A 21,771-nucleotide genomic window follows, 5' to 3' on the forward strand; every position below is an offset into this window, starting at 1 on the left:
AACGAACGATCAATGACACAAACAGCATTAAACCAATTAAAAAACTTAACCACCATTGTTGCCGACAGTAGCGATTTAGCGGCGATTAACCAATTTCGTCCGCTCGATGCAACCACCAATCCATCTCTAATTACAGCCGCTGCAAGTCAACCTGAAAATAAAGAGTTGATTGAAGATGCTTTCGCCCAAGCCAAAGCTGAAGGCTTAGAAGATGACTTACTTATTGAACGCACAATCGACATTCTTACCGTCAAATTTGGTGTTGAAATTCTCAAGTTGATCGAAGGTCGTGTTTCCACAGAAGTAGATGCAGCGCTGTCTTATGATACCGATGCCACCATTGAAAAAGCCAAAGAGCTGCTGGCGCTATATAAAAACTACGGCGTAGATCAGGATCGTATTTTAATTAAAATTGCTTCGACATGGGCAGGCATTCAAGCAGCGAAAGTGCTGGAAGCTGAAGGCATCCATACCAACTTAACGCTTTTGTTTGGTGTGCATCAAGCACATGCTTGTGCGGAAGCGAATGTCACTTTAATTTCACCTTTTGTTGGACGTATTTTAGATTGGTACAAAAAGGTCGAAGGCGTGGAAAGCTATCCCGTTGAAAAAGACCCTGGCGTACTTTCTGTGAAGCAAATTTACCAGTTCTATAAAGCTCATGGGGTTAAAACAGAAATTATGGGCGCAAGCTTCCGGAGCATTGACCAAGTGTTGGGACTAGCTGGCTGCGACCTACTCACTGTTGCACCTAATTTATTGGCTGCACTTGAGCAAGATACGCGTGAAGTCAAAGCACAACTGTCTGCAAGTGATGTTATGCCTGCGACAGCACCACTTGACCCACTCGGTGAAACTGAGTTTAGAGATCAAATTGAACATGACCTCATGGCAACGCAACTGCTACAAGGGGGGATTGATGGATTTATTAAAGCTCGTCAACAACTGAACACACTCTTACGTCAGTCTTTTGGTTTAGATGAAGAAATTTCAGCTTAACTTGATTTTTCTTCTTTTAAAAGCCGATTTTGTTATCATGCAACATCGGCTTTTTTATTGAGAATACGTTGTGTTTGGTATTATCGATATCGGTACTTATATCATCGGTACAATTCTAATTGTGATTTTGCCAGGCCCAAATTCTCTTTATGTGATGTCCATTGCCTCACGATTTGGTATTAAGACAGGTTACTGGGGTGCATTAGGTGTTTTCACAGGCGATTTGATCCTCATTCTATGTACCGTGCTGGGTGCAGCATCTCTTTTACATGCTTTTCCTTGGCTGTTTATTTTATTAAAAATTGTTGGTGCACTGTATCTATCATATTTAGGTATAAAACTCTTGATTGCAGGAGTCAAAACCTGGAAGTCCAGCCCACAACAGCTTGCAGCAAGTACAGGCCAGAGTACTTTACAAAGCTTGCATCCTTTTCGCTCAGCGCTGACCATTAGCCTTTTAAACCCAAAAGCTATTTTGTTTTATCTGTCTTTTTTTGTTCAGTTTGTCGACCCAAATTATGCTTACCCAGCACTGAGCTTTGCCTTACTTTCCATTATTCTACAAATCATCAGTATGGCCTATCTTAGTATCCTGATTTTTTCAGGTATTAAGCTGGCGAGCTATTTCAATCGTCAGTTTAAAGTTGCAGCCGTTGCGGTGGCGACCGTCGGTCTGCTGTTTTGTGGCTTCGGCTTAAAACTGGCACTTTCTACACTGTAATTTTCGTGAATAATCTCATTATTTTCGATAAAAAATCTATCATGTGCTGTTTTGTTTTTCAAGGACCAGCGTATGACCCTTGAACAATAGTAATTTTCACTCATTCAAATTATGTTTTGATCTTCATGCAAAAATTATTTCAAGATTTCTCAGTTCCAGCTGTATTCGCAGGTTTTATTACCTTCCTCATTGGCATTAGTGTGTCTTCAGTCTTGGTCATTCAATCCGCCCAAGTCTTAGGTGCAAATACCGCGCAAATCAACTCATGGTTCTGGGCTTTAGGTCTAGGTATTGGTTTGAGTGGCCTGCTTTTATCTTGGAAACTTAAATATCCTGTATCGACCTCATGGTCTACGGCAGCACTGGCCTTAATTATTGCGACAGGCAGTGGTTATAGTTTGCATGAAGCGATTGGCGCATTTTTGGTCTGTGGTTTGGTTACTGCCATTTTGGGCTTTTTCGGTATCTTTGAAAAAGTACTGACGTATATCCCTCAAAGCCTAACCAGTGCCATGCTGGCAGGTGTGTTATTGAAGTTTGGTATTTCATTGTTCGCCAGTATGCAAGATCATTGGGGTTTTATTTTATCCATGCTAGCGGCCTATATTGTTTCTAAGCGACTTACTCCACGTTATTGCATTGTCATTACAGTGATTGCAGGCTTGTTACTCTGCCCGTTATTCTTAGACTTCCATACTCCTCAAATCACATGGAGCCTAGCGCAACCTGTTTGGATGGCACCTGAGTTCAGCATGTCTGCTATTTTAGGTTTAGCGCTGCCTTTGTTTGTGATCAATATGGCATCGCAATACTTACCGGGTATTGCCATGATTAAAAGCTATGGCTATAACCCACATGTCAATCAACTGATTGGTTGGACGGGTACCGCTCAAGCCTTACTCGCACCTTTTGGCTGTTATAGTGTCAATACCGCAGCAATTAGTGCAGCCGTCAGTTTAGATGAACAAGTTCACCCTGATCCATCAAAACGTTATATTGCGGGCATGAGCTGCGGTTTCTTCTACATCTTAATGGGACTATTCGCAGCCACCCTGACCAGTCTTTTGCTGTCTTTCCCTGCGATTTTTATTACAGCCTTGGCTGGTATTGCTTTGTTTGGCACGATTAGTCATAACATCGCGATTGCATTTGAAGCGGTATCAGACCGCGAAGCAGCCCTCATGACCTTCTTATTTAGCGCATCTGGTGTACAGTTCTTTGGTATTGGCTCTGCCTTTTGGGGACTACTCTTTGGTTTTGCAGTTATGCTTATATTTAAGTTTAAAGCTAAAAAAGTTTAGGCCCTCATATAAAAAAGCACCCTCGATGGGTGCTTTTTTATTTTCAAATATTGCTAAATTGAAAAATTAATGCTGATAACTTCGTTGAATCAATTCTTGCTTAAGTTGCATGGTCTCAGACAAATTTTCCACCTCAGTAAATGCCGTGAGCCAAATGCCATCTGCAGCATAGCGCAAAATTTTAAGCTCCAAATCATTATCTGTATCCTGATGTCGCGCTAAACGTTTTTCTAGCCACTCAATCCAATACTCATTAAAGGTCCGATCCGTCAGCATAATCATCGAAATAGCTGACCAAGAATGCTCCAAGCCTAGCACCTGCTTTTCCAAAGTAATCTCGATATAGGCTCGGGTAAAGCAACCATAATGATCACGGTCTTGGCTAATCAACTCATCAATAACACGATCTAATTGTTCAAGCTTTTCCACAACCATCGCTTCAAGTAGCTTTTGTTTGTTTGGAAAATGATGAAAAACACCACCCTTACTCACGCCAACCAAATCAGCCACTGCTTGTATGGAAACCCCAGTCACGCCTTTTTCAGCAGCCAAACAGATCGCATGTTGTAGAATACTTTGGCGAACCTGTTCCGGTGCCTTTTTACGTGGACTTGCTTGTTGCATCGAACTTAATGCCCTGTTGAGTTTGAAAATAAGTTAATTACGACCACACCAGAAACAATCAGTGCAATACCGATCATTGCTGCGAAATCTAGACTTTGTCGGAAAACAAAGTAACCAATCAGAGCGGTTAAAACAATACCAACACCCGCCCAAATCGCATAAGCAATACCCAATGGAATCACTTTAATCACTTGAGACAATAAATAAAATGCCAACGAAAATAAAACTACTACCGCCAGTGAAGGCAATAGCTTGGTAAAACCTTCCGACTTTACCAAAAAAGTCGAACCAATCACTTCAGAAATAATTGCCATCGCCAGCAAAGCATAAGCCATTAATATAGGATTCATCAGAAACTCAACAATAAACATACCGATCGGTCGGTATGTTATTAAAATAGCAAAAACTAAACAAGTCTTTCTGTATACTTTTTTATTTTGTTTCAGTCGGCCTTGAGGTTTGCTTTATAAAATCAATGGTTCGATCAAAGGTGATCTGACTCGTTTGTTTGCTCATCATGAACTGATATTCATGCACCAAAAACTCCTTAGAGTCTGGATAAAAAGCTTCCGTGACTGCAACTTGATGCAGCTTCAACACCTCGACGAAAGGTAAAGACTGGCTCTTGGTTAAAAAGTCTTTATTTCCCCCACTGATAAAGACAGGTGGATACTGTGACGTAATATGTTCACTGGTTGAAATCGACTTTAAAAATGCTGCATCCTCTTTACGCTCTCCTGTATACGCTTGAACCAAGTTATAGACACCCCATTCAATAAGCCTGAGTTCCTCAGGAGCGGTATTCACAAAGCGATATAAGTCATAAATACCACAGTGCAAAATTAGCCCTTTAAGCTGTTTCGGCTGAATGCTCGGCTTAAAATTGGATGCTTGAGCAAATGCGGGATTCGTCAAAAGTGCAGCATAATGACTGGCAATATTGGCTCCAGCAGAGTCTCCTGCTAAATACAGTTGGTTCGGGTTAATATGATACTGAGCAGCATTCAATTGTAAGAAATTCAGTGCATGATCGACTTGCTGTAACTGAGTGGGATAAATCGCCTCAGGTGCAAACTGATACTGTACAGAGACCACGTTAAAGCCTTGATTGGCCAAAAGTTTGAAATAACCTCGTGCATGCTCTTTTGAGCCCGAAACCCATCCGCCGCCATGAATCCAAACCACCGTGGGCACTGCGTTTAATTGTTCAATATTTTTGGGTTGATAGATGTCAACATTCAGCTCAGGGCTGGCTTGATATAGAATATTATTGTGTATGATGACATCGGGAGGCGCAAAGCGATCCAGCATTTTCATTTGAATATTGGTTGCTGTGTTAAATGTACCCGCAATCAGTTTGGTGTTCTTTTCTACACTTTGACACGCGCTCAATAGCACAATCATGAAAACAGTACTAAGTACTTTTATTATTGATTGAAAAATCATACTGTTCGGCTCCACCCTTTTTTCAAATGATTCTAATACAATCTCTATTACATCGCATGATTAAACAGGTCTCATTTCAGCCTTATTTAAACACTAGAAGCACCTTTTAAAGAATATTGCTTTAAATCTGAAACTTGAGTTTTTCACTCAAGATTTTGGACACGTAAATCGGCTTTTTTTTGAATTATTTTCTTTAAATTTCATGAATTTTCAATTTTTAGCCCGATCAAAATTGAACATTTAATGGCAGTGTGTTATCAATAAATTAAGAACTAAATCTTATACAAAAAGGAGTCCCTCTGATGGCTTACCAACATATTTTAGTCCCTGTTGACGGTTCACAAATTTCTTTTTCTGCGGTTAAACAAGCGGCTGAAATTGCCAAAGTTTTTGGCAGTCAACTTACATTGATTAGCTTAGTTGCTGAAGACCCACTCAAAGATGCTGATTTTTACTATACTTCTCCAATCATGAAAGACTATTTCATACAAGCCTACAACAATGCTGAGAAAGCCCTTCAGGATGCGGTTCAAATTGCACAAGAACAAGGTGTAACTGCTCAGTCTAAAATCATTAAAGGTGAAGTCTCTGAAGATGCTGTGGTCGAAACAGCAACTTCACTGAAAAATGACCTGATTGTGATGGGTTCACATGGCCGTAAAGGCTTTCAAAAATTCCTATTAGGTAGCTTTGCTCAAGATGTTCTCAAGTCTACTGAGCTCCCAGTTCTCATTGTTAAAGCTTAATCAACCATAACGCGTCTTTATGTGAGCTGATTTCGCATGTACTGCAAATGATCCGCATAAAGACGCACCCTTAAGGAGAAGATAATGAGCTACAAACACATTTTGGTTGCCGTCGATGAATCCCCGATGTCTTATGCTGCTGTTGAACAAGCACTTGAGTTGGCCAAAGATTTAAATAGTCGTGTGACGCTCATGAGTGTGATTGCAGTCGATCCATTTGTCGGAGTCGACTTCTATAAAGTTGCACCAGCCATCACCGACTATTTCCTACATGCTGAAAAAGTCGCTCAAGAGCGTTTAGCCGAAGTAAAGCTCTCATTTGACCGTGATGAAATTGAGGTGGATACCAAAGTGATCCGCGGCATCTCTCCTTCTGAAGGTATTATTCATGTGGCCGATGAAGTCGGTGCAGATCTGATTTTGATGGGCTCACATGGCCGTACAGGTTTTAAAAAGATGATGTTAGGCAGTGTGGCGCAAAATGTTCTCACGCAGTCTCCGATACCTGTGCTAATCGTAAAAGTTTAAGTATTGTTTTAAATAAAAAAGACTGCCGAAGCAGTCTTTTTTATTTGGCAGAACTCGTTCACGTCATTAGTTTTTACTAATCTGCTGATGCAAATTTTGCAAATAATGCTCTGCTGCCGACTGTTGCATAAAAGTTTTTTGAAATAACCCCGAAGCCTGATGGTTATGCGGGCTATACTCAACATTGACTTGAAATGTTCCCAATTCAGCACTTTTCGCAATACGAATAGCAATAATATGAACGGTATTTAAATAAAACCCATCTTCAATTTTAACTAACATATCTGTTTACACTCTACATGTTTGTCTGCCCAATAGCCTGTATACAGAAGCCGAAAAAAATACAGAATATTGAGCTAATCATCTGTTATGCCATAACATTATACCCATAAAATGCGATTCATTTCACACTATTCACATAAATGTTCATTATTTAGAAAAATACCAATGTGAGCTCTTCATGCCGTAATTCTTCAGTTTGCATAAAAAAAGCCAGTCTACTGACTGGCTTTTTTTATGCATAGATCAGTTAAATACTTAACATGCTACTCAAAGTCTCACTGACATTTTTAGATTTCACTTGTGGTTTTAACCCCTCAAGCTTTGCTTTCACTTCGCTACGCTGTGGCTCTGCCAAGCTATACCAGCGAGACAAAACTTGAAGTATACGAGAACCAACAATTGGGTTTTTCTCATCTAAATATTTTGCCAGTCCAATGAAATGATCCACACCAAAACTCCATGTGTTCACTGGGTTTGCATTTAAGCCACCACTCACAGAACGAATACGGTTCGGCACGCCCAAATCATAATCGACATGAGAAGTGAGGTATTGAATGGTTTCTTCTGTAGCACAAGGATGTGCCGCTTGAAGTGTGAACCACTGATCTAGTGACAAAGCCTCATCTTTAAAACGTTGATAAAAATCATGTAAAGCCGCTTCTACTTGCGGTGCATCGTTCCACACCAAGACACGTAGTGCACCTAAACGCTCAGACATATTGCCTGTAGCTTCGTATTGCTGATATGCCAGCTCAAAAGCACTTTCATCGCCTTGACGTGCCATCATACTAAGCATGATGTTTTTCAGCGCACGGACACCCATGGCTTGTGAGAACTCTTTTTGCAAATCTGGGTCTAAAGCTAAATAAGTGTCTTTACAGAACTCACCTAACTCACGTGCTAATTTTTCAATCAAAGCATTACGCTGTTCTTGGATCTTCGCTGGTTCGTAGTCAGTGTCGATGCGACTACCTAAATAACCTTCACTTGGCACATCAAATAAACGTGATGCCAAGAGTGGATCTTGTTCAACAAGATCTGGTAGCGTGTTTTTAATGGCTTGAATATAAATATGCGCATCATGACCATTGAGTAAAATACGCTCAAGCAGTGTTTGCGTTGCTTGCCATTGGTTAAAACCATTGGTTTCGTATTGAATCAGGAACGCCAACTCTTCATCGGTATAGTTAAATTCTAAGTTGACGGGCGCAGAAAAATTACGCAGTAATGACACGACAGGTTTCGTGCTTAAACCGCTAAACACAATGCTGGCTTGATCTTGATCGAAAAGATACACACCGTCTTTGACTGCATTTTCAAATAAACTGTCTGAGTTTAAAAGCAATTGCTCACCTGTTGCAGCATCGAACAGCGCTAAAGCGACAGGGATTGGCACAGCTTTTAGATTCGGATACTTAGGATGTGCTTTTAAACTTTGCTTAAAGTTTAAGGTATAAGTTTGTGCAGCAACATCATAATGACCTTCCGCTTCTAACTTTGGTGTACCCGGTTGGTTATACCATGTTAAGAAATTGGATAAATCTACGCCTGAACCTGCGGTTAAAGCGGCTACCCAGTCTTCAACTGTCACGGCCTGACCATCATGGCGTTCAAAGTATTCATCAGTTCCTTTACGGAATTTTTCTTTGCCTAATAAGGTTGCCATCATGCGGTTAATTTCTGCACCTTTTTCGTAGACCGTTGCAGTATAAAAGTTATTGATTTCCACAAAATGGTCTGGACGCGGTGGATGAGACAATGGGCCTGAATCTTCTGGGAACTGATGCGCTTTGAGTACCGCAACGTCGTCAATACGTTGAACCGCAGCAGACTGCAAATCTTCTGAGAAAGATTGATCACGGAAAACCGTTAAGCCTTCTTTTAAACACAATTGGAACCAATCACGGCAAGTAATGCGGTTACCTGTCCAGTTATGGAAGTATTCATGGGCAATGACCGACTGTACACGCATGATCGCGGCATCTGTCGTATATTCTTCATCTGCCAAAACACATGACGTGTTAAAAATGTTGAGACCTTTATTTTCCATCGCACCCATGTTGAAAGCACTGGTAGCCACAATCATATAGTTGTCTAAATCATAGGGACGACCATAGTGTTCTTCATCCCAACGCATTGAATGCTTTAAGGCTTCCATCGCAATATGACATTTCGGAATATCTTTTTCTTCGGCATAAATTTCCAAAGCCACATCACGGCCTTCAGAGGTCACATAACGGTCTTTTAAAACCGCCAAATCACCAATCACACAAGCAAACAAATACGCTGGTTTTTTGGTTGGATCTTGCCAAATGGTATAGTGACGACCTTCGCCTGCCTCGCCCGCTTCAATCAAGTTACCATTGGCAAGGAGCACTGGATATTTTTTATCGGCTTCTACACGTGTGGTGAAAACTGAAAGGACATCAGGACGGTCTGGGTAAAAGGTAATTTTACGAAATCCTTCAGGCTCATTTTGGGTAACAAACAAATCTGATGCGGCTTGGTATAAGCCTTCAAGTTGTGTATTTGACTCAGGATGAATGATCACCGATGTCTCAAGCTTGATCTGATTTGGTGCATTTCGAATCACCAACTGCTCAGTATCAAGTGTATATTGCTCTTGGCTGAGTTGCTGACCATTCAGCACTAAGCTTTTCAGCTCTAAATCACGCCCAAGTAAAACCAAATCACCCTCAGTTTGGCGCGTCAGCTCCAGTACAGCATCAACTTGGCTATGCTCATCATAGACCTGAATATCGAGGTGAATGCTATCTACTAAAAAAGATGGTTTTTGATAGTCTTTTAAATAGACGGTTTGATCTGCTTCAATAATTGGATTTGCCGCAATATTCATGTCATGTCCTAATGCTATTGGTCTACAGCTTTATATTGTGTATGTTTTGATCATACGACAAGTTTGCCGTACTGTCTGTGTATGTTGAATGATATTTATATGGGCACGTTGAACAGGCTTTTCAATTCTATTGTTCTTATCCCGCGCATATGACTGCACCAAGTGAATAATAAACAAACAACTCCTCACATCGTGCCGTGCTTGTCTAGCAATATTTGCACCAGACTTTAGACTTGCACCGTGCCATTAGCTCTCTACCATTCAAACGCTGAGAAACTTAAAGACATCGATAAGATATAAAGCCATCTCTTTTCAAATATCTAACTTAATTTTCAAATCGGCTACATTTTGTGCACAGTTTTTGCTTGTATCTAGATATGCATAGCGCATGATAAAACCTAAGCAAAACAAATAGAGGTGTGAGATGTACTTAAAAGACCATATCGTCCGCGTCGAAAATATAAAAATGCTGCAAGCAATGCATGCTGCAAAAATTGATCATAATGTCATTGCCCTGTTCATGAGCTGTGAAGGAATGCCTTTACAAGCACATGATGTCAGTAGCATTTTAAATCACTACGACACACTAGGGAGTAAAAAGTTGCCGAGCAAAAAAGTTCAAGCCATGATTGAAGCTAAAAAATTAGGTATGGAAGATGACTCTCTACCTTGCCCCGTTTAAATTCTACTTCTACAAAAAATACGGTGCATGCCGTATTTTTTTTGCCCTATATTCGCCACTGCGTTGCTTCACCCGTCTAGCGTTTACAAAGCACCTCTGCTTGTTCAATTACACTGCAATTTACAACGCCTTTCTGAAATTTTAGCGTGTATAATTTGAGAAAATCCTGAGTCTCAAATTCATCTTATGTCGCTTCAAATTTTGCACAAACAACTTGATGAAAGCACGCCTTGTCCACTTTGTCAGGCGGCCATGTTTTGGGTGGATGCTGAACAATACGACAAAGAAATTAACTTTCATGAATGTAGCCACTGCCAACATCGTGTTTTTAGCAATTCAAATCTAAATTGCCACTGCGACAGTTGTTTAGCCCAGCGCAAAAAAATATTGAAAGAAACTCGTCAGCAAGAACAGCGTAAAACTAAAAATCAAAAAGACATTTATGAGTTTGAGCTGGGCCAGCTCAGTTTTATGCATAAATTATTTTTATTAGCTCTATTAGATGACTACGCACAAGAACATACCCAGCATCAAGAGTTTATTGATTGGGAACAGATCAAATATTTTAGCATTACCCCCAATTATCTGTTTCAAAATAGTCTCATCAAACAACTGGTAAAAGAACAAATTCTCGTTGCCAAAGATTTTGCCAGTGAAGCCCATCAGTATTATATTAATGTGCGTTTAGACGGCTACTCTGAACCCAGCCTATTTAGTGTTACGCAGCAGTTACGCTATTGGTTTTATGAAAACCTTAGCCTTGGTGTGCCTTTTAAGACCGCGGATGAAGTCAAAAATGCCTTGTACCAATTGCTCTATCAGGAAATTATCCAATTTATGCAGTTTTACTGTCGTACTTGGGGCATTCAAATTGCAGGAAATAACAGTTTCCAAGTGTTTTGTTATCGTTTACTCGATGTACTCGCGGTCGGACAAATTTATTATTTAATCCAAACTGCATTGGAGTATTTATATGAACGTAAAGCCTTACAACCCAGAAATGAAAACTTTATTAACACCAACTTACTGAAAAAAACTCTACAACAATACCGTGAACGCAGTGTGGCTGAAAAATGGGAAACATCAACTCTGCCTCGACCACATAACCTACCATTCAGCAAAATGAGCGAAGTCTTATTTTTCCGCTTTTTAGGCTATGACGAAGCTATTTTCTTCCAGCCCGTCTCTCGTTCATGGCAAAAAATTGAGCCGCGTTTGAGCTTCTACTCACAAAAACGCTGTATGTACTGCGGTTCAAATGAGCTCACCGTAGACTATGATGCTGACCAATATGTGACTTTATTTTGTCGCAAATGTAAGCACCAAGACCACTATTTCACCAAATAAGGGCACCCACTATGACCCAGCTTTTAGACCTGTCCTTGCTTAACACAAAACAATCGATTCAAGACCAAACCGATGTCTTGGTGGCATATGTTGCTGAAGCTTGGACTGCCCTGCAAACGCAACAACCTTTGGTGCAATGTATCACCAACAGTGTGGCTGCCAACTATGCAGCCAACGTTTTATTGGCTGCGGGCGCCTCACCTGCCATGATTGATAATCCTTTTGAAGCTGAAAGTTTCACCCGCATTAGTGCAGCGCTCAGTATTAACCTAGGTACGCCAACCTCTGAACAGATGCAAGCCATGCAAATCTCGGCACAAACCGCACAGCAGCAAAACATACCTTGGGTATTAGACCCTGTAGGATATGGGCCATTTTTAAAATGGCGCTCTGAAATGGTCGATCAGCTGTTGGCTTTTCAACCTACCGTTATTCGTGGTAATGCATCTGAAATCAGCACACTTGCGGGAAACCAGATCGAAACCAAAGGCGTTGACAGTACGGCAAGCAGTGCCGATGTTTACCATCAAGCAAAAACACTTTTAGCGCAGGCTGAAGTCATTGCTATTTCTGGTGAGTCTGACTACATTCTCTCGAAACAGCTTGATGCTGTGATCCAAGTCAATGGTGGTTCACATTTACAACCTAAAGTTACTGCTACGGGTTGCGCCCTTGGTGCATTAATTACAGCCTATAGCGCAGTCACCAATCCTGTCATTGCTGCACTGTCTGCCCATGTCCACTTTGCCATTGCGGGGCAACTTGCTTATACCCAAAGCCAAAGCACAGGAAGTTTTAATGTAGCGTTTATGGATCACATTCATCAAATGAAAGCTGAAACCATTTATGAATATGCAGATATACAGCTTATCCGTACCTCAGCCTAAATAAAGTATGGCGAGAGTTTCTGCTTAGGCAACTTCTCGCCCTAAAAACAGGTTCATCGCCGCTTCCAGCAGAGTCAACAAATCTAATTTACAGATACACATTAAACCCATACCAATAAAATAATCAGGCGTATGTTGCATATAAAAGTTGATATGACGACTGGCTCGATTTCGAAGCCGAATCAATTGTTCAGGCGTGGTCTGTGGCAGCACACAAGGATGCACAAACACATCATCACTGCACTGTTGCACATTCACATGACGGTTTTGTATGAGATCAAGTACCTGTAAGTAATCCTCAGGCATTGGCACTTCTGCACGTGGATAAAAACGTTTTGAACGTGAAGCAAACAGCCGATATACTTTTGGCTGCATCAAACTCGAAACAAACCATAACTGACGCGTAGGATATTTTAAACGATAACCTAAGGTCACGCGAATTGCAGATAAAAGTGTTCTGTTTTGATTTCGGTAATCAGGTAAAAAAGCTGCACGCGAGCTAAGAATATATAAGGGTTGATGCGTTGTCTTAAGCTTCAAGATGGCAATAATATTTTGCCCCACTATTTTTCCACGATGATAAAAACGAATAATAGGTAATGCCACTACATCAGGGTTATACAACAATTGATACAGTTCTGCTGGGATTGCATTTGGGAAAATCTGTCGATCAAAAGTTTCAAGCTCTTCAAATAGAACTTATTTTTTCTCTACTGAAAGCTTATTAAAATCAACGACATTTTCCAAAAGTTGCATGAAGTGTTTCCATTCTTATTTTGATCACTTGTTTTACTGTCATGGTCTAAATGCAATGCTTTGACGACCATAGGGATAGAAAAAATGTCTTCACCAAACCGATAAGGTCAAGGACCAAATACGACAGCCCAATTGCGGGCATAGAATAACTGCTTTTTATTTAAGTGCATAGCGCTTATTTTATAAGCAGAAAAATGCCAGCACGAGGCTGACATTTTTCTCACAATCTAGTTTTGCAATGATTAAGCAGTACGATAGGTGATATTGACTGTCTTAATTCGATTTGAATCCAACTCAAGCACTTCAAAGTGAACACCACGGTAGTCCAGTTGAGTTCCAACGTGTACATCACCATGAGTTTTATCTAGGATTAAACCGGCAACACTAATATAGCCCGCATCTTCTTCAACCAAATCGATCATCCCAAGTTCTAGTTCAAGCTGATATAAATCCAGCATGCCTGTCGCCTTCCACGTCTGATCATCAACCTTCACCAAATCAAGTTGCTCATCGGCATCGGGGAATTCACCAGCAATCGCTTCAAATACGTCAAGCGGTGAAACAAGGCCCTGCACATTACCAAACTCATCGCTCACCAAGACCAATGAACCTTTCGACGTTCTTAGCGTATTTATCGCATCAATGACTTTCATTTTTTCAAAAATGTAAATTGGACGATGACGTTTGATCAGGTCTTTCAATTGCTCTTCATCATCTAAGACATCGAGCAATTCTTTGGCGCGCGCAATACTGATCACTTTATCCAAGCTACCGCGGCACACAGGAAATAAACTGTGCGGCACAGACAGTACCTGTTCACGAATTTTCTCAGGTGAATCATCAAGATTGACCCACGAAATTTGACTACGCGGTGTCATGATCGACGCGACTGAACGTTCAGCCAATGTCAGTACACCGCCAATCATATAACGCTCTTCATCCGCAAAAGTTTCTTGCGCTTGAAGCTGATCAGGATCTTCAGCTTGGAGCTTACCACCCATGAGTTTCAAAATAGAATCCGCGGTACGATGACGTAGTGGAATTTTCGCTTCATGTTTTGCCGCATTGCGCTCACCAAATTGGTTAAAGGCTTCAATCGCAATGGCAACACCAATACCCGAATAGATATAACCTTTAGGAATGTGGAAGCCGAAACCTTCCGCAATCAGGCTGATACCAATCAACAGTAAGAAGCTTAAACACAAGATGACCACAGTCGGATGACGGTTTACAAAAGTCATTAATGGTTTCGACGCCAACAGCATGACCACCATGGCAACGACCATAGCCACCATCATCACATTAATGTTGTCGACCATACCAATCGCGGTAATCACCGAATCCAGTGAGAACACCGCGTCAAGGATCACAATCTGTGCCACAACTGCGGTGAAGCCTGCGTAGACCACATTGGTGGTCAGCTTAACTTCGGGCTTACCTTCAATTTTTTCATGCAATTCGGTAACGGCTTTATAGACTAGGAATAAGCCACCAAATAAAAGAATCAGATCTCGCCCAGAGAATGTCCAATCTAAGACAGTAATCAGCGGTCGAGTCAACGTGACTAACCAAGTGATGATAAACAACAAGCCCAAGCGCATTAAAAGTGCAAGCGAAAGACCAATGACACGCGCTTTATCGCGTTGCTCAGGGGGAAGTTTTTCAGCCAAAATGGCAATAAAGACTAGGTTATCAATACCTAAAACAATTTCTAATATAATAAGCGTAAGTAAACTTACCCATATTCCCGGATCTAATAAAAATTCCATTATTTTATTACCCCAGAATTATGTTTCTGTTTTAAAAGCATAGACCTGCACGGCGACGGATCCATATTTGTGACCTGTTCAACTAAAGATGAAATAATTATGCCTGAGATGTGTGGCTTGTAATAATTTTTTTATGGTTTTTAACAAAATTTTAGGGTCTGTTGAGAATTACCGAGAGTTAATTAAACTCGCGCACAGTTGAATCATGGCTTCAAAACTCGTATCTGTTTTACAACTACGCATCGCTATACGTTTAAATTCTTTTAACTTACAGAAATAGTTTTCAATGAGATGACGCCATTTATACATAATCGTATCAAAGGCTCTCATTACTTTTCGATTAGATTTGGGTGGGATCACCACTTTCACTTTACGTTCATTGAGTTCTTGGATGAGCCAATCTGCATCAAATGCTTTATCCGCTAGTAATGCTTGAAAATCAACATCTTCAATTAAAGGTTTGGTTTCTACTAAATCGTGATATTGACCAGGCATTAATCGAAACTTAATAAGGTTGCCTAGACTATCCACTAAGGCAAGAATTTTACAGGTCATTCCACCTCGAGATTTACCTATAGACTGTTTGAAAGTCCCCCTTTTGCACCTTGCCCATGTCGATGAACTTTAACAATCGTTCCATCAATCATGGCGTATTCCAAATCAACATCTTCATTTACAGATGCAAAAATAGTTTCAAATACACCAGCTTTCACCCAATCACGGTATCTTTTAAAGACGGTATTCCATTTACCAAAATGAGGAGGTAGATCACGCCATGGACTGCCTGTACGGGCAATCCATAGGACTGCTTCTAAAAATAATCGATTATCTTTTCCACTACGACCTCGATCGGTCACTTTACCTAGGCAAAAAGGTTCCATTTTTGCCCATTGGGCATCAGTAAGTATGTATCTATCCATAGTACTATTATAAATTAATCAGTAGCCTTTGTTAATTCTCAACAAGCCCTAATATTCGACCACTTATTATGCAAAAAATACATAAAAATATCGAAATCTCTGTTCGCAATTTTGTCACTTAATGCCAATTGTCGCATTCTATAAAGATTAGACTCCACGGTCATTTTTTAGTTTTTCTAATTAAATCCATCGCAAATAAAAACCAAATAATTGTTTTTATTTAATTATTTATTTTAATAATAGTTAAAAAATATCAATTCACTACATTTATGATTTCCACGAATGACACTTTTTGTTAAAAACACTAGTTCACAAATCCATTTTTTTCACTAAAATGAAACACGACCAACATTGTTGTAAAAGTGGTCAATCACCCAAACCAAGGATGCGCGGATTGACAATCCGATCAAAGTAATCGAAGACAGGATTCATCGCTATGAACAATGAAAAAGCATTGACCTTCAATAAGACGTCAAAAATGCTTACCAATACTAGCTATGAAGGCGCATATCTGCATTTAGACTCCTCATTTGATCAGCATCAAGTTAAAGTTGTGGTTTCGCATAATAACCAAAAGTTTGAAATGCACTTGCCTATCGTTCTACAGGACGGTGTTCCCATGGCTAAACTCTCTTTAGATTCTCACCAGAATGCTGAAGTCGAAGATGAAGTTGTACAATTTGCACAAAGCATTGTGAGCTTCCATCAAGATAAAGACGGTTATACCCTGTCTCATCTAAACAGCCACGCTTAACTTTTCTTGATTACTGGCCAAGGTTATCCATTAACAAATTTCGTTTATGGTGATAAATCCAGTAATTTTGTATTGATAAGTGTATGAGTGTTCACATAAAATGTGTTCAAATGATCTATAAAATAAAAATACGATTCACGGGGAATCCGTCACATGACCAAAAAGTACAGTAAGTTCCTACCAGGTTCTGAAGATTTTTCTTTAGAAAGTTTTCCATTTTACTGGGTAACGCAAGTACATGCACAGTATGTACTCAATGTCGATCACGCTTTAAAAAAGTATGGTTTAGATAACTCACGTCGTCGTATTTTACTGGCTCTAGACTCAAAGCCACATGCCAGTGTTTCTGATTTGTCTGACATGGTGGTCTCTAAAATGTCGACAACCACCAAAATTGTCTATCGGTTAAAGGATGAAGGATTGGTTGAAACTTATTCTTGTGAAGACGATGCCCGTATTACCCGTGTCCTTCTCACCGAAAAAGGTGTTGAAATGACCAATAAGATCAATGATCTCACCAGTGTTGTACTTGAGCAATCATTTGAAGGCTTAACACCTTTGCAAATTGAAAAAATGATGGAAAGCTTAAAACACGTTTTTAAAAATTTAGCTCGCTAAACCGTTTAAAAGTCGAAAAAGTTGAGTTGGGGGACTCTCTTTTTCGACTTTTATTTTCGGCACATGTGAACATTCAAACTCTTCAACAGGAAAGCCTTGTACAAAGGATTGAATATTCGGTGATTTCCAGCTGAGCCACTCCTCTAAGCGTTCATGTGGAATCACGATCACTGAGCGCTTCACATCCCCCAGCTCATGAAACTCCCGCATCATTGGGTGGTCTATGGCATCCATCGTAAGCATCGTTGCTGAACAGACTACCTCGCCTGCTATACGACAGATTTCATAAAGTGCAGCAACAAAAATAACCTGCCCATCCTGTCGTCTAACACCCCATTTCTGCGGCTTTTGTTCTATATATTTTGACTCATAAAATTCAAAAACTGGGATCACCCCAAACTGATATTTGGAAGTGGCTTCAATAAAACTAGCCTTTTACAAGAGTGTCTCACTTCGAGCATTATAGGTTTTCGTTGCAATACTCTTATCTTCGGCCCATTTCGGTATTAAACCAAAATGTACCTTACGCCACTCAAAACCTATATTTGATTTGAACAATAAAGGCAGCTCATAGAGGTGGATCAGGAAATTTGAACAACACTTATAAGTGATATTTTGCTCCCCAAATGATGTTATAAACATCAATATATGGAGTATTTTATGGCACGTAGACCAAGAAGAAATCATTCAAATGATTTTAAAGCTAAGGTAGCACTTGCTGCGATTAAAGCAGAAAAAACACTTGCTGAATTGAGTGCTGAATTTGATGTTCATCAAAACCAAATTATCGACTGGAAAAATCAACTGATTTCAGCTTCCTCGCAAGCTTTCGATCAATCAAAAGCTCCAACAGAACCACCCATCGATCTAAAAAAACTACATGCAAAAATCGGTGAGCAGGCATTAGAAATTGATTTTTTAGAAGGTGTGTTGAAGAAACTGGGCCGCTTCAACCACAAAAGTTAATCGATGACTCACTTCAGATTTCAGTATCTAAGCAAGCTCAGCTGCTGAAAGTCTCCCGTGGTTGTTATTACTATCGCCCAAAACCTGTGAGTGCATCAGATCTGAAGCTGATGCGCTGTATTGATGAATTACATATGCAATACCCTTTTGCAGGTAGCCGTATGATGCGTGATTTGTTGAATCGTCAAGGACATCATATAGGACGACGTCATACACGTACTTTAATGAAGAAAATGGGCATTAATGCGTTATATTGCAAACCAAATTTAAGCCAGGCTAATCAAGCTCACCGCAAATATCCATATCTGCTCAAAGGATTGGCTATTCAGCGCAGTAATCAAGTGTGGTCTACGGATATAACGTATATCCCTATGGCAAAAGGCTTTGTTTATTTATGTGCTGTGATTGATTGGCATAGCCGCAAGGTACTTGCGCATAGAGTATCGATTAGTATGGAGGTTACATTTTGCATAGAAACATTAAATGAAGCTATTGAAAAATATGGTCGACCTGAAATATTTAATACAGACCAAGGCAGTCAGTTTACCAGTGATGCATTTATTGATGTATTGAAATCAAATGACATCCAAATCAGCATGGATGGTAAAGGTCGATGGGTTGATAATGTGATGGTTGAACGATTATGGCGGAGCGTTAAATATGAAGAGGTGTATCTCAAAGCCTACAGCAATGTTTTGGATGCGAAGAAGCAATTAAACGCATATTTTGAATTTTATAATTTGAAACGACCTCATTCGAGTCTGGACAAAATGACTCCAGATGAGTTTTACTATGACCAGCTACCACAACAAAATAAGGTAGCTTAACTAGAGCAGAGTATCACTTATAAATAAGCTTTTAGTTGTTCAAACATGTGGGACCACCTCTCATAACCAGGATAGACTTCTTCGACATAATCAAAAGGAATTTCAGGTAGACCAAACTGTTGTACTTGAGCAAAGGTTAGAGGCTTAAAATTAGCGCACATGGATTTTCATCCAACTTGGTGGTTAACAATAGTATGAAGAGCTTTATATAGCGAATTGTATAAGGCTTTTATCTGCGGCGTCTAGTTGAGATACTTATTTAGCACTACGCTTAAAACCATTCATAGCCTTGAATAAGTCCAATCTATAGATCACTGCTATTACCCAAAATTAAATCAGTCTTATTGATTTACTCTAAGGATACAGTACGACTTATTTCGTCCAATAAAAAAGCCTCCGAAGAGGCTTTTTTAGATTTACAGATTAGTCACCTGTATAACCTTTTAACTTCAAGCGTGCAGCATGCAGAAGTGGCTCTGTATAACCTGATGGCTGCTCACCACCTTTAAACACTAAGTCATACGCTGCTTTATATGCATAACCATCGAAGCTTGGTGCCATAGGCGTGTAAAGCGGATCGTTTGCGTTTTGTTCATCAACGATTTTCGCCATACGCTGCATCACTTCTTCAACTTGCGCCGCAGATACGATGCCATGACGTAACCAGTTTGCAACGTGTTGAGATGAAATACGTAAAGTTGCACGGTCTTCCATTAAACCCACGTTATTGATGTCTGGAACTTTCGAACAACCTACACCCAAGTCAACCCAACGCACAACATAACCCAAGATCCCTTGAAGGTTATTTTCAAGCTCTTTGGTTTTCTCTTCTTCAGTCCAGTTGGTATCTGTCGCTAAAGGTGGTGTTAACAAATCATCTAATGATAAAGGCTCTGTATTCAATAATTCTTTTTGACGCTCAGACACGTTGCATTGGTGATAGTGAATCGCATGAATGACAGCACCAGATGGAGAAGGAACCCATGCACAGCTTGCGCCCGCTTCTGGATGTTCAATCTTGGTTTTGTACATGTCTAAAAGCATATCTGGTTTTGGCCACATGCCTTTACCAATTTGTGCTTTACCACGTAAGCCCGCTTGAAGACCGATCATCACGTTACGATTTTCATATGCTGGGAACCAAATTTGTGATTTCACTTCACCCTTACGAACAAATGGACCTGCTTCCATAAAGGTATGGATTTCATCTCCTGTACGGTCCATGAAACCAGTGTTAATGAAGATGGTACGGTCTTTTGCTTGCGCAATACAGTTTTTCAAGTTTACAGATGTACGACGTTCTTCATCCATAATACCGATTTTTAACGTTTTCTCAGGTAAACCTAATGCTTGCTCTGCACGTTCAAATAATTCAACTGCAAAAGCAACTTCTTCAGGACCATGCATTTTTGGCTTAACGATGTACATAGAACCTTTACGGGAGTTCTTGTTTTCGTTTTCACCTTTAATGTCTGCAAAAGACAAAAGCGGAGTGATTAATGCATCCATGATACCTTCGTAAATTTCAGCACCATCTACCAAGATCGCAGGGTTGGTCATGAGGTGACCCACGTTACGAAGAAGCATCAATGAACGGCCATGAAGTTTCGTTTCACCACCAATCAAGTTTTTGTGCGTACGGTCTTTATTCAAAGTACGCGTAACGGTTTTACCATTTTTCTCGATAGATTCTGAAAGTGTACCTTTCATCAAACCTAACCAGTTACGGTAGCCTTCAACTTTCTCTTCTGCATCTACGGCAGCGATCGAATCTTCTAAATCCTGAATAGTCGTTACAGCAGCTTCAAGAACTAAATCTTTTACGCCAGCAGCATCTGTTTTACCAATTGGGCTGTTTGCATCAACTTCAATCACAACGTGTAGGCCGTTGTTTAAAAGTACGATTTCTGTTGGAGCAGATTCTTCGCCATTAAAACCAACAAATTGTGCTTCTTTAGCCAAAGTCGATGTCGAACCGTCTTTTAACGTCACAACTAACTTTTTGCCTTCAACTGCATATTTTGTCGCCTCAGCATGCGAACCATTCGCTAATGGGAAGGTTTCATTTAAGAAGTTTTTAGCAAATGCAATAACTTTGTCGCCACGCACAGGGTTATAGCCTTTACCTTTTTCCGCGCCACCGTCTTCAGGGATCATGTCAAAACCGTAAAGTGCATCGTATAAAGAGCCCCAACGCGCGTTTGCAGCATTTAAGCAGTAACGTGCATTACGCACAGGCACTACCAATTGCGCACCAGCCAATAATGCGATTTCTTCATCTACATTTTCTGTGCTGATTTGGAAATCTTCTACTTCTGGTACTAAGTAGCCAATTTCAGTAAGGAAAGCTTTGTAAGCTCCAAGTTCAAATTTGTTGTTGCGGTGCCATTCATCGATCTTCGCTTGAATGTCGTCACGCTTAGCCAATAGTGCTTTGTTCTTTGGGCTAAGATCGACAACGACTTGTTCAAAGTTTTTCCAGTAAGTTTCACTGTCCAAACCTGAACCTGGAAGTGCTTCATTTTCGATGAAATCGTAAAGTTCTTTAGCAATCGCTAACTTGCCTTTTTGAATACGTGCAGTCATTGTCTTTCCTGATATTGCTACTTTTTATACAAGAGATTCTAGTATACCGATTTAAACTTGGCTGAATAGTAATATCACCGTGCGAAATAGTGATCATTTTTTATTTAATAAAGTATACAAACTACCAAATAAAATACTGCTCAAGGCACAAGCAT

Annotated in this window: 20 protein-coding genes and 2 pseudogenes; 11 read left to right on the forward strand and 11 right to left on the reverse strand. The window is 40.1% G+C overall.

What is annotated here, in order from left to right; translation table 11 throughout:
- Nucleotides 1-12: 12 nt before the first annotated feature.
- From tal to AC4CVD_RS08930, 3 genes are all read left to right on the forward strand, one after another.
- Complete coding sequence (gene tal / locus AC4CVD_RS08920; RefSeq protein WP_490752911.1) at nt 13-999, forward strand: transaldolase; 987 nt, start codon at nt 13-15, stop codon at nt 997-999.
- Between the two features lie 70 nt (nt 1,000-1,069).
- Nucleotides 1,070-1,720 (forward strand): leucine efflux protein LeuE, encoded by a 651-nt coding sequence (gene leuE / locus AC4CVD_RS08925; protein WP_178927975.1) that lies wholly within the window; start codon nt 1,070-1,072, stop codon nt 1,718-1,720.
- Nucleotides 1,721-1,845: 125 nt separating this feature from the next.
- On the forward strand, nt 1,846-3,021 hold the full coding sequence (locus tag AC4CVD_RS08930) for a benzoate/H(+) symporter BenE family transporter (protein ID WP_010326831.1): 1,176 nt from the start codon (nt 1,846-1,848) through the stop codon (nt 3,019-3,021).
- 66 nt (nt 3,022-3,087) lie between these two features.
- Here the strand turns inward: AC4CVD_RS08930 and AC4CVD_RS08935 are convergent, their stop codons facing one another.
- From AC4CVD_RS08935 to AC4CVD_RS08945, 3 genes are all read right to left on the reverse strand, one after another.
- Nucleotides 3,088-3,645, reverse strand: a complete 558-nt coding sequence (locus tag AC4CVD_RS08935; RefSeq protein WP_490752913.1) for a TetR/AcrR family transcriptional regulator — start codon at nt 3,643-3,645, stop codon at nt 3,088-3,090.
- Nucleotides 3,646-3,650: 5 nt separating this feature from the next.
- Nucleotides 3,651-3,995: a DMT family transporter gene (locus AC4CVD_RS08940; RefSeq protein ID WP_005401176.1), complete on the reverse strand. Its 345-nt coding sequence runs from the start codon at nt 3,993-3,995 to the stop codon at nt 3,651-3,653.
- Nucleotides 3,996-4,077: 82 nt separating this feature from the next.
- Nucleotides 4,078-5,091 carry an alpha/beta hydrolase gene (locus tag AC4CVD_RS08945; protein WP_490752915.1) on the reverse strand — a complete coding sequence of 338 codons (1,014 nt, stop codon included), beginning with the start codon at nt 5,089-5,091 and terminating at the stop codon, nt 4,078-4,080.
- Nucleotides 5,092-5,393: 302 nt separating this feature from the next.
- Between AC4CVD_RS08945 and AC4CVD_RS08950 the strand changes: the two genes are divergently transcribed.
- Nucleotides 5,394-5,837 (forward strand): universal stress protein, encoded by a 444-nt coding sequence (locus AC4CVD_RS08950; RefSeq protein ID WP_010326835.1) that lies wholly within the window; start codon nt 5,394-5,396, stop codon nt 5,835-5,837.
- A gap of 84 nt (nt 5,838-5,921) precedes the next feature.
- The gene (locus tag AC4CVD_RS08955; protein ID WP_005401174.1) at nt 5,922-6,365 is read left to right on the forward strand and encodes a universal stress protein; all 444 of its coding nucleotides are present in this window, start codon (nt 5,922-5,924) and stop codon (nt 6,363-6,365) included.
- Between the two features lie 66 nt (nt 6,366-6,431).
- On the opposite strand, the gene AC4CVD_RS08960 is transcribed toward AC4CVD_RS08955, so the two are convergent.
- Both AC4CVD_RS08960 and pepN read right to left on the reverse strand, forming a co-directional pair.
- Nucleotides 6,432-6,647: a hypothetical protein gene (locus AC4CVD_RS08960; RefSeq protein ID WP_078388866.1), complete on the reverse strand. Its 216-nt coding sequence runs from the start codon at nt 6,645-6,647 to the stop codon at nt 6,432-6,434.
- A gap of 247 nt (nt 6,648-6,894) precedes the next feature.
- Nucleotides 6,895-9,504: an aminopeptidase N gene (gene pepN, locus AC4CVD_RS08965; RefSeq protein ID WP_490752917.1), complete on the reverse strand. Its 2,610-nt coding sequence runs from the start codon at nt 9,502-9,504 to the stop codon at nt 6,895-6,897.
- Nucleotides 9,505-9,928: 424 nt separating this feature from the next.
- Between pepN and AC4CVD_RS08970 the strand changes: the two genes are divergently transcribed.
- The 3 genes from AC4CVD_RS08970 (at nt 9,929) to thiM (ending at nt 12,420) form a co-directional block, all read left to right on the forward strand.
- Entirely contained in the window at nt 9,929-10,186 is a 258-nt protein-coding gene (locus AC4CVD_RS08970; protein ID WP_178927980.1) for a hypothetical protein, read from the forward strand.
- Nucleotides 10,187-10,372: 186 nt separating this feature from the next.
- Nucleotides 10,373-11,533, forward strand: coding sequence for a hypothetical protein (locus AC4CVD_RS08975; RefSeq protein WP_279697179.1), 1,161 nt, complete (start codon nt 10,373-10,375; stop codon nt 11,531-11,533).
- An 11-nt stretch (nt 11,534-11,544) separates the two neighbouring features.
- On the forward strand, nt 11,545-12,420 hold the full coding sequence (gene thiM / locus AC4CVD_RS08980; protein WP_490752919.1) for a hydroxyethylthiazole kinase: 876 nt from the start codon (nt 11,545-11,547) through the stop codon (nt 12,418-12,420).
- 24 nt (nt 12,421-12,444) lie between these two features.
- On the opposite strand, the gene AC4CVD_RS08985 is transcribed toward thiM, so the two are convergent.
- The 3 genes from AC4CVD_RS08985 to AC4CVD_RS08995 all read right to left on the reverse strand — a co-directional run bounded on the left by AC4CVD_RS08985 (nt 12,445) and on the right by AC4CVD_RS08995 (nt 15,865).
- On the reverse strand, nt 12,445-12,984 hold the full coding sequence (locus tag AC4CVD_RS08985; protein ID WP_228254619.1) for a hypothetical protein: 540 nt from the start codon (nt 12,982-12,984) through the stop codon (nt 12,445-12,447).
- 434 nt (nt 12,985-13,418) lie between these two features.
- Entirely contained in the window at nt 13,419-14,945 is a 1,527-nt protein-coding gene (locus AC4CVD_RS08990) for a TerC family protein (protein ID WP_004696888.1), read from the reverse strand.
- Nucleotides 14,946-15,113: 168 nt separating this feature from the next.
- Nucleotides 15,114-15,865 (reverse strand): IS5 family transposase gene (locus AC4CVD_RS08995; protein ID WP_101495461.1). Its coding sequence is split into 2 segments (ribosomal slippage): nt 15,114-15,529 and nt 15,529-15,865, totalling 753 coding nucleotides; the frame shifts between segments, so codons are not numbered across the junction.
- Between the two features lie 436 nt (nt 15,866-16,301).
- Here AC4CVD_RS08995 and AC4CVD_RS09000 point away from each other — a divergent pair.
- On the forward strand, nt 16,302-16,619 hold the full coding sequence (locus tag AC4CVD_RS09000; protein WP_490752921.1) for a hypothetical protein: 318 nt from the start codon (nt 16,302-16,304) through the stop codon (nt 16,617-16,619).
- 153 nt (nt 16,620-16,772) lie between these two features.
- A complete protein-coding gene (locus AC4CVD_RS09005; RefSeq protein ID WP_004696885.1) occupies nt 16,773-17,237 on the forward strand; it encodes a MarR family winged helix-turn-helix transcriptional regulator in 465 nt (154 codons plus the stop codon).
- On the opposite strand, the pseudogene AC4CVD_RS09010 reads toward AC4CVD_RS09005, so the two are convergent.
- Nucleotides 17,226-17,879, reverse strand: a pseudogene (locus AC4CVD_RS09010) (SOS response-associated peptidase family protein). The gene AC4CVD_RS09005 and the pseudogene AC4CVD_RS09010 overlap by 12 nt on opposite strands.
- 18 nt (nt 17,880-17,897) lie before the next feature.
- Between AC4CVD_RS09010 and AC4CVD_RS09015 the strand changes: the two are divergent.
- Nucleotides 17,898-19,030 (forward strand): IS3 family transposase gene (locus AC4CVD_RS09015; RefSeq protein ID WP_227555100.1). Its coding sequence is split into 2 segments (ribosomal slippage): nt 17,898-18,150 and nt 18,150-19,030, totalling 1,134 coding nucleotides; the frame shifts between segments, so codons are not numbered across the junction.
- 62 nt (nt 19,031-19,092) lie between these two features.
- On the opposite strand, the pseudogene AC4CVD_RS09020 reads toward AC4CVD_RS09015, so the two are convergent.
- Nucleotides 19,093-19,191 (reverse strand): annotated as a pseudogene (locus tag AC4CVD_RS09020) (DUF159 family protein); the annotation flags it as partial.
- Nucleotides 19,192-19,453: 262 nt separating this feature from the next.
- Nucleotides 19,454-21,616, reverse strand: coding sequence for a malate synthase G (locus AC4CVD_RS09025; RefSeq protein ID WP_114837714.1), 2,163 nt, complete (start codon nt 21,614-21,616; stop codon nt 19,454-19,456).
- Nucleotides 21,617-21,771: the final 155 nt, after the last annotated feature.

This window comes from Acinetobacter sp. LipI_23 (assembly GCF_058243045.1).